Source organism: Alishewanella sp. SMS8, assembly GCF_030737935.1.
Taxonomy (GTDB): domain Bacteria; phylum Pseudomonadota; class Gammaproteobacteria; order Enterobacterales; family Alteromonadaceae; genus Alishewanella; species Alishewanella maricola.
The window spans coordinates 790,815-804,585 of record NZ_JAPJEA010000001.1 but is presented as its reverse complement, the minus strand read 5'-3'; the positions used below and the strand labels follow the sequence as shown (position 1 = coordinate 804,585).

General features: G+C 46.7%; 12 protein-coding genes. 4 read left to right on the top strand and 8 right to left on the bottom strand.

The genetic code is table 11. The annotated features are described in order from the left end of the window. Positions 1–134: 134 nt before the first annotated feature. Positions 135–1,760: an NADP-dependent glyceraldehyde-3-phosphate dehydrogenase gene (locus tag ORJ01_RS03650; protein ID WP_306176995.1), complete on the top strand. Its 1,626-nt coding sequence runs from the start codon at positions 135–137 to the stop codon at positions 1,758–1,760. A 673-nt stretch (positions 1,761–2,433) separates the two neighbouring features. Here ORJ01_RS03650 and ORJ01_RS03645 read toward each other — a convergent pair. Continuing rightward, positions 2,434–3,801: a peptidoglycan DD-metalloendopeptidase family protein gene (locus tag ORJ01_RS03645; protein ID WP_306176994.1), complete on the bottom strand. Its 1,368-nt coding sequence runs from the start codon at positions 3,799–3,801 to the stop codon at positions 2,434–2,436. Between the two features lie 146 nt (positions 3,802–3,947). Here ORJ01_RS03645 and tyrS point away from each other — a divergent pair, with 146 nt between their 5' ends. Continuing rightward, positions 3,948–5,150: a tyrosine--tRNA ligase gene (gene tyrS / locus ORJ01_RS03640; RefSeq protein ID WP_306176993.1), complete on the top strand. Its 1,203-nt coding sequence runs from the start codon at positions 3,948–3,950 to the stop codon at positions 5,148–5,150. 23 nt (positions 5,151–5,173) lie between these two features. Continuing rightward, positions 5,174–6,808, top strand: coding sequence for a penicillin binding protein PBP4B (gene pbp4b / locus ORJ01_RS03635; RefSeq protein ID WP_306176992.1), 1,635 nt, complete (start codon positions 5,174–5,176; stop codon positions 6,806–6,808). Here pbp4b and ORJ01_RS03630 read toward each other — a convergent pair. The 3 genes from ORJ01_RS03630 to ORJ01_RS03620 are packed head-to-tail and all read right to left on the bottom strand — an operon-like array spanning position 6,803 to position 9,321. Beyond that, positions 6,803–8,122, bottom strand: coding sequence for a mechanosensitive ion channel family protein (locus ORJ01_RS03630; RefSeq protein ID WP_306176991.1), 1,320 nt, complete (start codon positions 8,120–8,122; stop codon positions 6,803–6,805). The two genes, pbp4b and ORJ01_RS03630, sit on opposite strands and share 6 nt — an antisense overlap. A 12-nt stretch (positions 8,123–8,134) precedes the next feature. Beyond that, the gene (locus ORJ01_RS03625; RefSeq protein WP_226749678.1) at positions 8,135–9,037 is read right to left on the bottom strand and encodes an AEC family transporter; all 903 of its coding nucleotides are present in this window, start codon (positions 9,035–9,037) and stop codon (positions 8,135–8,137) included. Continuing rightward, positions 9,037–9,321 (bottom strand): GIY-YIG nuclease family protein, encoded by a 285-nt coding sequence (locus ORJ01_RS03620; protein ID WP_226749679.1) that lies wholly within the window; start codon positions 9,319–9,321, stop codon positions 9,037–9,039. The genes ORJ01_RS03625 and ORJ01_RS03620 overlap by 1 nt, the downstream gene beginning before the upstream one ends. A gap of 55 nt (positions 9,322–9,376) precedes the next feature. On the opposite strand from ORJ01_RS03620, the gene ORJ01_RS03615 reads away from it, so the two are divergent. Next, positions 9,377–10,645, top strand: a complete 1,269-nt coding sequence (locus ORJ01_RS03615; RefSeq protein WP_306176990.1) for a DEAD/DEAH box helicase — start codon at positions 9,377–9,379, stop codon at positions 10,643–10,645. A 20-nt stretch (positions 10,646–10,665) separates the two neighbouring features. On the opposite strand, the gene ORJ01_RS03610 is transcribed toward ORJ01_RS03615, so the two are convergent. The 4 genes from ORJ01_RS03610 to aguB all read right to left on the bottom strand — a co-directional run bounded on the left by ORJ01_RS03610 (position 10,666) and on the right by aguB (position 13,579). Then, a complete protein-coding gene (locus ORJ01_RS03610; RefSeq protein WP_306176989.1) occupies positions 10,666–11,142 on the bottom strand; it encodes a GNAT family N-acetyltransferase in 477 nt (158 codons plus the stop codon). A gap of 33 nt (positions 11,143–11,175) precedes the next feature. Beyond that, complete coding sequence (gene ppiC, locus ORJ01_RS03605; protein ID WP_229585449.1) at positions 11,176–11,454, bottom strand: peptidylprolyl isomerase PpiC; 279 nt, start codon at positions 11,452–11,454, stop codon at positions 11,176–11,178. A gap of 128 nt (positions 11,455–11,582) precedes the next feature. Then, positions 11,583–12,695 carry an agmatine deiminase gene (gene aguA, locus ORJ01_RS03600; RefSeq protein WP_306176988.1) on the bottom strand — a complete coding sequence of 371 codons (1,113 nt, stop codon included), beginning with the start codon at positions 12,693–12,695 and terminating at the stop codon, positions 11,583–11,585. Continuing rightward, the gene (gene aguB, locus ORJ01_RS03595; RefSeq protein ID WP_226749684.1) at positions 12,692–13,579 is read right to left on the bottom strand and encodes an N-carbamoylputrescine amidase; all 888 of its coding nucleotides are present in this window, start codon (positions 13,577–13,579) and stop codon (positions 12,692–12,694) included. The genes aguA and aguB overlap by 4 nt, the downstream gene beginning before the upstream one ends. Positions 13,580–13,771: the final 192 nt, after the last annotated feature.

Below are 13,771 nucleotides of genomic sequence, written 5' to 3'. Positions count from 1 at the left end.
AGGCAGTCGCCAGAACCTGCTCCCTATAAGGTGTGCTGCCCGAGGGGACGGTTAAAACAAGATCTGAATCATCAGACAGTATCTCTACAACCAGATGGTGCCAGTGGCAACGAAAACATAATTGGGAGTAAGGTATGAGTATAGCAACAGTGTTTCCGCAAGCCGCTGATATCCCAGCCGAGTTTGTACAGCAGCAGGTTATTGAACAGCGCGAATATTTACTGAATGGCGAGTTGGCGAGTTGGCCAGGTGAACTTAGCCCGGTGATTAGCCCGGTGCAGTTGCGCTCTGGGTCTGATATTTTGGCACAATTATCGCCGGTATTATTAGGTTATACCCCCTTACTTGATGCTAATGCAGCCTTGGAAGCCTTAGATGGCGCGGTAAAAGCCTATGATCTTGGCCGTGGTGCATGGCCTAGCATGCCGGTATTGCAGCGTATTGGTCATGTAGAAAAATTTCTAGGTTTGATGCAGCTACAACGCCACGAAGTGGTGCGCTTGCTGATGTGGGAAATTGGTAAAAATTACACCGATGCTGCGAAAGAGTTTGATCGTACCTGCGATTATATCCGCGATACTATTGCTGCCTTAAAACAGCAAGATCGTGCCGCCAGCCATTTTATTATTGAACAGGGGGTCTTAGGTAAAATTCGGCGGGTACCAGTGGGTGTAGCGCTTTGTATGGGGCCTTTTAACTACCCGTTAAATGAAACCTTTACTACCCTTATCCCAGCGTTAATTATGGGCAATACCGTGATCTTTAAACCGGCCAAATACGGTGTGCTACTAATCCAACCGCTATTAAAAGCCTTTCAGCAAAGCTTTCCTGCCGGTGTGATTAATATTATCTACGGGCGTGGCCGAGAAACGGTTGGTGTTTTAATGGAAAGCGGCAAGATTGATCTTTTTGCCTATATCGGAACCAACAAGGGTGCCAGTGATCTAAAACGGATGCATCCTAAACCACATCGTTTACGTGCAGTACTTGGCTTAGATGCGAAAAATCCCGGTATTATTTTTGCCGATGCGGACTTTAAACGCACCCTTAGCGAAGTTGTCTCTGGTGCCTTGTCGTTTAACGGTCAACGCTGTACGGCTTTAAAAATTCTGTTTGTTGAGCGCAGCATTGCCGATCGTTTTGTTAAAGAGTTATCAGCTACCGTTGCTAAGTTACCTTTGGGTATGCCATGGGACAACGGCGTGGCGATTACGCCGTTACCTGAGCCCAGAAAAACTGACTATCTTACCGAGTTATTGCAAGATGCCCTTGCCAAAGGGGCCGCAATCCAAAACCAAAATGGCGGTGAGACAGCCGGCTCGTTATTCCGCCCTGCTGTGCTGTATCCGGTCAATAGCCAGATGCGCTTATATAATGAAGAACAATTTGGCCCACTGGTGCCGGTGGTGCCTTTTGATCATATTGGTGAAGTCATCGATTACGTGGTTAATGCTAACTTTGGGCAGCAGCTTAGTATCTTTGGCCAAAATGCCAAGCAAGTCGGTGAGTTGGTGGATATTTTTGCCAATCAGGTCGGCCGCATTAACATTAATGCACAGTGCCAACGTGGTCCAGATAGTTTTCCGTTTAACGGCCGCAAAGATTCTGCCGAAGGTACGCTATCGGTCGTGGACGCCCTTAGACAATTTTCTATCCCGACGCTGGTGGCAACTAAGTATCAGGATGGCGATGTGGCTTTTGTAAAACAGATGATCAGTCAGCGGGGCTCGCACTTTTTGTCGACAGACTTTTTGTTTTAAAAGTAAATTATCTTAGTATTGATATCACATATGTTTACTTATATAAGTTTTAATAGAAACTAACCGAGTTATTAATTATATATTTTTAGTAAATTTATTAAATTACTTTTAAAGTTGGCAATGTGCATATTATTAAAAAGGTATTGACTGATTAAAATAAGGATTCAAGCTGCCGCTACACTCTGAATCAAATATCTAATCTTTGTTAGAGGTAAATGGTTTTATTTGTTCTTGAGGGGCAATTGTTATTTATTTTTCAATTTTAAGCCACCTCCAAAAGAGGTGGATATCTTTTAGAAATGGCGATTAAATGTCAGTTCAATCGGAAGTTCAATCTCAGCGGGCAACGTTTCAGCGGTGCTGGGTCAATAAACAGGGAAGCAGTAATCAGATTGCGTAATAAATTTTTTCATCTTTAAATGAGATAATGTCAAAAATTCATTACCGGCAGAAAGAATAATTTATAGATTAAGTTGTATGAAATAAGGTGGTTGTTTGTAGTTCTGGAAAATATGGTTTTATATATTGTGTGATTGTTTTAAAAGTTGAATACGGTAAAGAGCTACACTAAATATTGTCAGTAAAAAATTTTATATTTAAAGAACAGATTATTATAAGTTTTAATATTATTTGATTGTAAACATGCTTTGTGACCCCATGATAATTAACTTAGTTAGTTTGCTGCGTTGGGTAAAGTAACTTGCTGCAATCCAGCCAAATATTGCTGATGTTGTTGTTGCAGCTCGGCCAATACGGTACTAGCGGTTAGCATAAACTGTTGCTTGTCTTTACCCTGTAGTGGCAGTGCTTCGGGTAATTTCACGGTACGTGGATTGCGATGCACGCCATCAAGCATAAATTCGTAATGTAAATGCGCGCCCGTTACACGGCCGGTAGAGCCTAATTTACCAATGCTTTGACCTTGGCGCACACGCTCACCGGTTTTCACTAAGCGTTTCGATAAATGCAGATATTTGGTAACAATATTATTGGCGTGTTGAATAAACACATAGTGACCATTTAAGCTATTGTAGGCTGATTTTGTGACCTTGCCATCCCCTGCCGCCATAATGGGAGTGCCGACTGGCGCTACATAATCAGTACCATTATGTGCTCGCACTGTGCCTAACACTGGATGTAAGCGGCGTGGATTAAAGTTAGAGCTAACGTATTGAAAGCTAACCGGCGCGCGCAAAAAAGCCTGGCGCATGCTTTTACCATCAGGTTTGTAGTAGTTACCATCGCTATGTCGAATAGCCTGATACACCTGGCCCTGATTGCTGAATTGCGCCGCTAAAATGGTGCCATTACCCAAGAATTCACCTTCAACGTAGTCGGCATTATAGAGCACAGAGAAATAATCGCCCGCGCGAATGTCTAACGCAAAATCGATATCCCAGCCAAAAATACCGGCAAGTTGCATAATCTGCGCATCGGTTAAGCCTGCGGCTAAACCGGCAGTCCAAAAATTACTGCGAATTTCGGCACTGGTGAATTGTTGGCGTTGTTCTACGGGCTTGCGTAATTCTTCTACCGTGAAGTTGCCCTCAAGGTTGCGGTTGATTTGTAAGGTAGTCAGGCGATCAATGGCATAACGCAGTTGTTGTAATTCGCCTTGCTCATCCAAACCAAATTCCAGTTTTTCACCAGGATAAAGCCTTGTTAACGTGCGTGTTGTTTTGCCTAAATCTAAAATGCTCAGCATGGTTTGCTGGCTAACATTGGCTTTGCGAAACAGGCTAGATAAGATATCGCCACTTTGTACTTCGAGCGTGGTCCACTGTAAACCCCGTTGTTCGATAACCACATCGGGTAATTCCGGCACTTCATCGCTTACTTCAGGTAAAGCCGCTAAGGGGGTTTCAGCGGGAAGGTTCAGTTCAACACTGTAGGTGTTGCTGATGGCTAAGCTGCTGTGTTCGGAACCGCGAGAGGCAGAGGCTTGCTCGGAAGGTAAAAGTAGCAAAATAGCAATAAAAACAGAAACCAGCAGAATTAGCAGGCGATGACGAGAAGGAATTTGAGCGACTAATTGCTGCATAATAACCACAATATCTGAGAATGCACAAAAAGCGAGCATATCTGTTTTTTTTCGAAGATACCAGACTTTTGTGCGTTTCACCTCGGCGGCACATGCGATAGAATGGCCGTTATCTGAGCAAAAATATTTATTCTTAGGAGTTAAAAATGGCCGATTGGGCACAGGCATTAGCAGAGCTAAAACGCGGTTGCGAGGAAATTCTGCTTGAAGAAGAGCTAATTGCCAAATTAAAGGAAGGCAAACCTCTTAAGATCAAGGCGGGCTTCGATCCGACGGCGCCTGATTTACATTTAGGCCACACGGTGCTGATTAATAAATTGCGTACTTTTCAGCAGTTAGGCCATGAAGTCATATTCTTAATTGGTGACTTTACCGGCATGATTGGCGATCCGAGTGGTAAAAACGTTACGCGAAAGCCTTTAAGCCGCGAAGAGGTGTTGGCTAACGCTGAAACCTACAAAGAACAAGTATTTAAAATTCTAGATCCGGCCAAAACGCGGGTCGCCTTTAATTCTGAGTGGATGGAGAAATTAGGCGCTGCCGGCATGATCAAACTGGGATCACGCCAAACCGTCGCGCGTATGCTAGAGCGTGATGATTTTAAAAAGCGTTTTGCTAACAATCAATCCATCGCTATTCACGAATTTCTGTATCCGTTAGTACAGGGTTGGGATTCTGTTGCCTTAGAAGCCGATGTTGAGATGGGGGGCACCGATCAACGCTTTAACTTGTTGATGGGGCGTGAGCTGCAAAAAGATGAAGGCATGCGGCCACAAACGGTCATGATGGTGCCCTTACTGGAAGGTTTAGACGGTGTGCAGAAAATGTCTAAATCTTTAGGTAATTACATTGGTATTACCGATGCACCGAACGAAATGTTTGGTAAAGTCATGTCTATCTCTGACGTGTTAATGTGGCGTTATTACGACTTATTGAGTTTCCGCCCGCTGACTGAGATTGCACAGTTGAAACAAGATGTGGCAGCAGGGCTGAATCCGCGTGATGTGAAAATTGCTTTAGCGAAAGAATTAATCAGTCGTTTTCACGATGATGCGGCGGCTGAAGCGGCTCATCAAGACTTTATTCAGCGTTTTAGTAAAAATGCCTTGCCAGATGACATTGCCGAAATCACCTTAAGCTGTGATGAGCCCAGCATGCCCATTGCTAACCTGTTAAAGGCGGCTGGCTTGGTGGAGAGTACCTCTGAAGCGCTACGCATGATCAAACAAGGCGCGGTGAAGTTAGACGGTGAAACCAAGGTTACTGATGCTAAGTTAGATATTGCCAAAGGCACTTGCCAAATTTATCAGGTAGGTAAACGTAAATTTGCTAAGGTCACCTTAGCGTAAGTAAAACGAAAAGGGCTGAACCGATGCTGTCACTGCGCACCTTGCTGTTAAGTTTAAGTTTGTGCCTGCTGGCAGGATGCAGTCTGTTTGGTTGGTCACGTTTCGCCGCACCTTTGCCGTTAACCCCGGCGGAGCAACTGGCCTTAGCTGAAGGGCATGGCCAGTTACAACTTACCTGGCCAGAGCAGCGCAGTGAGCGCAGTAAGCTTAATAACACCCGCAGTTTTTTAGCTTATGCTGGGCAGGGTGAAATACTGATTGATTTGCAGCAAGCCACTGAGTTGCTGTTGCAAGTTAATCAACAACTTATTCGGGTGCAACGCCCGGCTGATGGTCGACCGGTAAAGATTGATGTATCACGTTATACTCGCAATGGTGAAAACCGTCTGCGTTATCTCAGCAGCGTTCCTGCTTCAGCTAAAGTCAAACTGAGCCTGCCATTTCCTACGTTACGCACCGATTTACAGCAATATGCCTTGGCGTTTCAGCCGATAGATCAGTTAATCGAGACGGAGGTTGCCGAGGGGTTTCCGGGAGCCGTCTTGTTGGTGGTTAAAGATGGCGTGGTGATTAAACACAGTGCCTATGGTTATAGCCAGCGTTATACCGATGATGGCCGTGGTGTCTCAAAGCCCGAGCCCATGCAGCGCTTCACGCTGTTTGATATCGCCTCGAATACTAAAATGTATGCCACTAACTATGCCTTGATGCAGCTGGTTAGCCAAGGCAAGTTAGATGTGACAAAACCCATTCAGCATTATTTACCAGATTATCAGGGCGGTGGCCGTGAGCAGCGTCTGGTCAGCGATTTGCTGTATCATATTGCCGGTTATCCGCCTGAGGTGCATTTTTTTCGCCCTGACAACCGACACGGCCCTGCGTTTTATTCGCTAAACAAAGCGCATACCGAGCACTTAATTTTAACGCAAGTTCCCTTTGCGGCTGAGCGTGGCGTGCAGTCGGTGTACAGCGATGTCGATTATATGTTGCTTGGTATGCTGATTGAGAAAATAAGCGCACAGCCTTTAGATGTGTTTGTCCGGCAGCAATTTTATCAGCCATTAGGTTTGGCTGATACGTTGTTTAATCCGTTGCAGCACGGTGTGGCAGTATCACAGATTGCCGCAACCGAATTACAAGGCAATAGCCGCGGTGGTCGTGTCAGTTTTCCTGCCAATCGCCAAGGGGTGCTGCGGGGCGAAGTGCATGACGAAAAAGCTTTTTATTCTTTTCAAGGTGTCGCTGGACATGCCGGTTTGTTTAGCACCGCGGCCGATTTATCGGTGTTGATGTCTGTGGCATTACAAGGTGGTGGCTATGGTTGGCAACGCTTCTTTGATCAAGCGACGATACAGCAGTTTGTGGCAGCCTCTCCTTATGATCATCAATATGCGCTGGGTTGGCGTACCGCAGTACAAGGTGATTTAGCATGGCACTTCGGTGCTTATGCCAGTCAATATGCTTACGGCCATACCGGCTGGACCGGAACCGCAACGGTGATCGATCCAGCGCATAATCTCATGGTGGTGCTACTGACCAATAAAAAACACAGCCCGATAGTGGCCGACGGTGAGGGTTATTACTTTAGTGGCGACCGGTTTGAAACCGGCCGCTACGGCAGTATTATGACGATGATTTATCAGGCCTTGCAGTTATAGCTCATCGCTAATATCACTGAGCAGATGGTCTGAGCGCGGTTTACTCGGCCAGCTTTTAATGTGTAAATCACGCTGTGGATACGGAATAGTAATATTATTGGCTTTAAAGATGCGCCAAATGGCCACGTTAATATCCGATTTCACCGCAGCCGTGCCATTTTCCATATCAGCAATCCACACGCGTAATTGCAGTTCAATGCCGCTATCGGCAAACTCCATTAAACGGACAGTTGGGGCGGGTTCCGTTAATACCCGAGCGGAGGCTTGGGCGCATTCGAGCATAAGGGCCATGGCTTGCTCTGGATCGTCGTCGTAACTAATTTGCACTTTAATGACTACGCGCACGAATGGATCAGCATAGCTCCAGTTAATCACCTCGTTGGTGATCATGTTTTCGTTCGGGATTAAGGTATCGACACCTTCACGGTTACGCACTACCAAATAGCGAGCATTAAGTTGTTCTACCCAACCAAATTTATCGCCTACCGAGATAATGTCGCCGGGTTTAATAGAACGGTCGAGTACCAGAATAAAGCCGCTGATAAAGTTAGAGGCAATCCGCTGTAAACCAAAACCTAAACCAACACCCAGAGCACCACCAAATACTGCCAGTGAGCTAAGGTTAATGCCTACGGCATTTAACGCGACTAAAAACGCCACCGTAATTAAGAAAAACTTGGTGAACTTAGCAAATCCAACCCGCATACTCGGGCTAATAGAATGTGTACGTTCCAATTTATTGGTAATTAGTGTGGAGAGCCAAAGCGCTAAGGTAAAGGCTAAGGCAATCATAAACAGCAGTTTCATTACCGATAGCACAGAGATACGGCTTTCACCGACAGTGATAGCAAAACTATCCAGCATCGCAACGACAGCAGGTAACCAACCGACTAAATGTAATACAACGGCTAACCAGATCAGCACCGATAACACGTTTTCGGATGACTTAAGTAAAGGGCTTACCGAGAACGCTTTACGAAGCAGATAAATACAAAAGCGGATCATGGCCAATGCCAGTAGGATAGGCGTAGCGAACCCTAACAATTTCATCGGCAGTTCTTGTTGTACAAAGGCGGCTTTAATGGGGATTAATACCAGTAAGGCGATTAACGGCCACAGTAAACGCTGTAAACTGCGAATGGCCAGATGCCGCAACTTAGCACCTTGTAATTGATGTTTTTCTAGCGCCCGTTGTAGGCGTTGATTACTGAAAGAGGCAATGAGTAACGCTATGCTAAGTGCAACGAGTTGATACCAATTTTCTTTTTGCTGAATGATGGTCAGCACCTCTGTGTATAACGTTTCCCAGTCCATGTCTTCCTCGAATTATTGTAATAGCCAAAAGACTATAGGTAAGCTTACCAGACCAGAGAGAATACCAAAACCGATAACGCCACTTACTAACCTAGGTGCTAAACCGGCCATAATGGCAATAGCGCCGGCCGAGATCATCGGCGGCATTGCCGCTTGAAAAATACTGATGGTCACCGCCAACCCCTCTTGCCCCAGCGCCCGCCAAATTAACCATGCGCTCAGTGGCATCACCGCTAACTTTATCACTAAGGCACTGAGTAACGGCACGATCTCATCTTTGTTAAAACGAAAGCTCAGCTGAAAACCTACCGCTATCATCACTACCGGCACCAGCGTCGCGGCCAAATTATCGACTAATGTAATAGCCAGTGGTGGCAGCGTTATATCACGAATCAGTAACCCTACCATCAGAGCTATAAACGAGGGAAAACTGATGATTTTCCAGATAATGGCTTTCGCGCTAGGCTTGTTCATTGTTGGGCTGTAGATCGCCGCAACGATGGTGACATAGGTTGCTAGCGCAATAAAAGAGCCAATTTGATCATAGACCACCGCATAGGGCATGGCGACGTTGCCGAATAAGGCTTCGGTCATCGGAAAGCCTAAGAACGAAGTATTACCCAGCGGAAGAATGATTAACAATGCGCCTGTCACTTCACGCGACCAGTTAAAGAATTTACTGAGCAGTAACACCAATGCCACCACAACAAGCAAAAGCAACCAGGGCGTGATGGCTGGGATGAGCAGTGAAAACGAGAATTCTAATAACTTAATATTTTTCAGGATCAACGCAGGCAACGCCACGTAAAGCACGTAAATATTCAGAACGATGCCGCTATTTTGCGGCATGGCGGGCTGGCGCCGTAATAAAAAGCCGATGACTAGATAGGCTAAAACTAAATAAAAATTATCCATTATTGCTCGCTAATTAACTGCTCTTTTTCAGCTTTGCTCAGTTGTTTTAACTGGTATTCTGCCTGACTGGCACTGGCGCGATCCGAATAGCGACGTTGATAAACCAGTGTTAGGGGGCCTTTACCGCGCAGCGCTTTGGCGCCCCCTTTAATTTCACCAGCGTGTTGGCGCATGCGTCGCTGCGGATCAACGGTGATACCCGTATACAGCTGTCCAGCCGCAGTGCGTACCATATACAGCACCCAAGCAGGGCTAGGTGTGGCAATATCTTGTAAAGCGCTCATCTGCTATACTCACACATCATTTAGATGTTAGCTGTTTTGATTTCTGGAATTACACATGGTGTTTCAATCTCTGGCTCTGGCTGAGCCCATTTTACGCGCTTTAGCTGAACAGGGCTATGCTAGCCCAACACCGGTACAGCAAGAAAGTATTCCACCGATTTTACAAGGTAAAGATGTGCTCGCGGGCGCCCAAACCGGCACCGGGAAAACAGCGGCATTTACCTTACCACTGCTGCAACAGCTTCTCAATGCACCTAAGGTCTTACGCCCCGCGCAAGTGCGCGTGTTGGTATTAACCCCCACCCGTGAATTGGCGCAGCAAGTGTTCGAAAGTGTGCAAACCTACAGTCGGTATTTAAGCTGTCGCAGTGCCGTGTTCTATGGCGGGGTGTCGATTCGGCCGCAATATGATGAAGCTGAACTTGGCCTGGATATTCTGGTCGCAACGCCGGGGCGTTTGATTGATCATTTACATCAAGAAACAGTTGATCTGAGCGAGCTAGAAGTGCTGGTATTAGACGAAGCTGATCGCATGTTGGATATGGGCTTTGTGGTCGACATCAAACGCATTATGGCCAAGCTACCGGCTAAACGACAAACCCTGCTATTTTCTGCAACCTATTCTAAAGACATTAAACAGCTGGCAGATGAGCTGTTAAACAATCCCATCCAAATTGAAGTAGCTACGGCCAATGCCACCGCTGATCGGGTGGCGCAACAAGTGTATTTAGTTGATCGGCATCGCAAGCGCGAAATGATTTCACACCTGATTGGTGCGCGTAATTGGCAGCAAGTTTTGATTTTTGTGCGCACGAAACATGGTGCAGACCGACTGGCAAAGCAGTTACAAAAAGACGGTTTAAACACTGCGGCTATCCACGGTGATAAAGCGCAAGGAGCCAGACAGCGAGCCTTAGATGATTTTAAGCAAGGTAAGGTGCGTGTTTTGGTGGCGACCGATATTGCTGCGCGCGGTTTAGATATTAACGAGCTACCTTATGTGGTGAATTATGATTTACCACAAATTGCGGAAGATTATGTGCATCGCATTGGTCGTACTGGCCGAGCCGGTTTAAGTGGCGAAGCCATTACTTTGATTGGCCCAGAAGAGCGTGGGGCTTTGCAAGAAATTGAAAAACTGACACAACAAGTACTGCCAGCGAAAGTGTTGCCAGGCTATGAACATGACCCCAGTTTTGTGCCGCCGGCTGATCATTTACCGGGTAAGCCTGGTCAGCGCCAAGGGCGTCAAGATGGCGCAAAACGGCCATCGGCAGGAAAGGTTAAAGCGAAATTAAGAGCCAAAGCGTTGGGTAAAGCTTAAACTGAGCCACAAAACTGGGTTTAAGACGCTACGGCGTTAGCAGGGCGAACCATATAGCTACAAAGCTGATGTAACTCGCCTTGCGGATGTAACTGCTCTACAAAACCGGCCTGTTGATAAGCTCGGATCGCAGCAGCGTTGCTGCGAAATACAAACAGCGACGCGCTCGCTGTGTTGAGTGTTAAGCTTGCTTGCCGTTGTAATTTCCCAAGTAAAATCTGAATAAAACCATAGCCACGAAACCGTGGATGAATCACCAACCGACTCAGATGCGCATGACCGTGTTGCAAGGAATATTGGCCAAACCCCAATATTTGGCCATCGTCAGCTTGTAACAGGCAAGACGACAGGCTTTCTAACTTAAGATCTTGCGCAAAGCTCTCAGCATTAAAAGGAAAACGAAAACCCGGGCCCGCCCAGCTGATTAATTCGGCTTCGCTATTAAACCAGCTCATTAACTCTGGCAGATGTGTGCTTGTGGCCGGTATTAATTGCATGGGTACTCCTTGGCAAAGCCTGAGCCTTTGCGTTTAATCGCGATACAGGGTTTTAATTAAATGAAAACCAAATTGGGTTTTTACCGGCCCTAACACGGCGAGTACCGGCCCTTTAAATACCGCATCGTCAAAGGGTTTGACCATTTGCCCTTTACGAAACTCACCCAAGTCGCCGCCTTTTTTACCAGATGGGCATAACGAATGTTGCTTGGCCAGTTTGCTAAAGTCAGCACCTTTATCCAGCTGTCTTTTTAACTTCTCGGCTTGTTCGCGGGTTTTCACTAAAATATGTAAGGCACAGGCTTTGGCCATGGCTGAGGTTCCTTGCAAAATAAGCTAAAGCGTTTAGGGCTTGTTGACGTTTGCTGTAAAAACGAAGGGGTGATGATTAGCACCCCTTTGCTTGGCTCAACGGCAACACCTTTTCGCCAACGCGAACATTAACCGGCCGGTTGCTGCTGAGTAATACAGTGGATATTACCGCCACCGAGCAGAATTTCTCTGCCGGGTACCGTCACCACTTTGTGCAGAGGGAAAAGTGTCTGCAATATTGCTGCAGCAACCTGATCATTGGGATCATCAAAGGTTGGCAGGATCAAACCGCCATTACATAAATAAAAATTGATGTAAGAGCCGGCTAAACGGGCGTTGCCTTCACGTGGAATGGCGGCCATCGACTGATCGACTGACGCATATTCCTCGGCTTTGGCCATGATAGGCGCTGGCACGGGCAGTTTATGCACCTTGATTTTGCGGCCTTTGGCATCGGTACTGGCTTCTAGATAGTCTAGTGCGGCTTTGCTACGAGCATACTGTGGATCAGACTGATCATCTGTCCAAGCTAACAGCACTTCACCCGGCTTAACAAAACAGGCCATATTATCAACATGGCCATCGGTTTCATCATTAAAGATGCCGTCTTCAAGCCATAACACCTTACTAATATTCAGATGTTCTGCTAATTGCTGTTCAATCTGCTCACGGCTTAAATGTGCGTTACGGTTAGCATTCAGTAAGCACTCTGCGGTAGTCAGCAGCGTGCCTTCACCATCAACATGGATCGCACCGCCTTCTAACACAAAGCCTTCGGTGCGATAGCGGGGCAGTTGCTCGATACCTAAGATCTTACTGGCGACTTGATCATCGCGATCCCAAGGGAAGTACAAACCGCCATTTAAGCCACCCCAGGCGTTGAAGGTCCAATCGACGCCACGAACTTCACCTTTGCCATTGGTGACAAAGGTGGGGCCGGTATCACGACACCAAGCGTCATTATTAGAAATTTCCAACACACGGATCGGGTATTTAGTTTCTGCTTGGCTTAATTGCGCATAGGCATTGGCATACTGGGCAGCAGACACGCCAACGCTGACCGGTTCAAACCCGGCAATGGCTTTGATTACAGTAACAAAAGCAGCCTGCGCCGGTTTAGCGCCTAAACGCCAGCTGTCGGTACGCTCGGGCCAGACCATCCAGGTTTGTTTATGCGGTGCCCATTCAGGCGGCATACTAAAGCCATCTTGCTGTGGTGTGCTGGTTAAGGTCCGGCTCACTTGCTGTTCTCCGGATTGATTTTGCCATCTTTGGTCAGTAACGCATCGTAGATATCAATGCGGCGATCACGGAATACACCCCAAGCGCGACGCGTTGCCGCCACTTCGTCTAAATCAAAGGTATGTACTAGTACCGTTTCTTCGGTTTCATTAGCCTCTTTCACCTTGGCACCGGTATGGTCAGCAATAAAGGAGCTGCCATAGAACGTAATAGAAAAATCGCCTTCGGTTTCAGTACCGATACGGTTAGATACGATAACCGGTGTTAAGTTAGCAGCGGCATGGCCTTGTTGCGTACGCTGCCAGTGATCACGTGAGCTGATAGTGGCATCATGCGGTTCGCTACCGATAGCGGTGGGGTAGAAAATCAGTTCTGCGCCCATTAATGCCATGCTACGCGCGCATTCTGGGAACCATTGATCCCAACAAATACCGACGCCCACTTTGGCATATTGGGTATCCCACACTTTAAAACCGGTATCGCCTGGCGTGAAATAGTACTTTTCGCTGTAGCCTGGACCATCAGGAATATGACTTTTACGATAAATGCCCATATTGCTGCCATCCGCGTCTAACATCACCACGGTGTTGTATAAGCAGTTACCGGCACGTTCATAAATGCTGATCGGTAACACGACCGCCAGCTCTTTAGCCACCTTGGCAAAGTGTTTTACCGCGGCATTTTCAGCGACGGGGACTGCAAATGCTAAGTAGTCAGGCTTTTGCTTCTGGCAAAAATAGTTACGTTCAAACAGCTCTTGGATCAGAATTATTTGCGCGCCTTGGGCTGCCGCTTCACGCACCAGCTTATCTGCTCGAGCAATATTTTCTTCCACATTCCAGCCACCCTGCATTTGGGTTGCAGCAACAGTTACATTTCGCATGGGCCATCTCCAATTCAATCGTTACCAAACTAAGCCAACAAGTTCGAGCCACCGTACAAAGGGGCGCGCAAAATGCCGCATTTTTCGGCACTCGTCAATGTTTTTTCCGGTTATTTTCTAAGCGCAGGTTACCTACCACAAATTTGTTGTTAACCTTAGCAAAATTCGCACTAAATTACCTGTCGTTTTTAG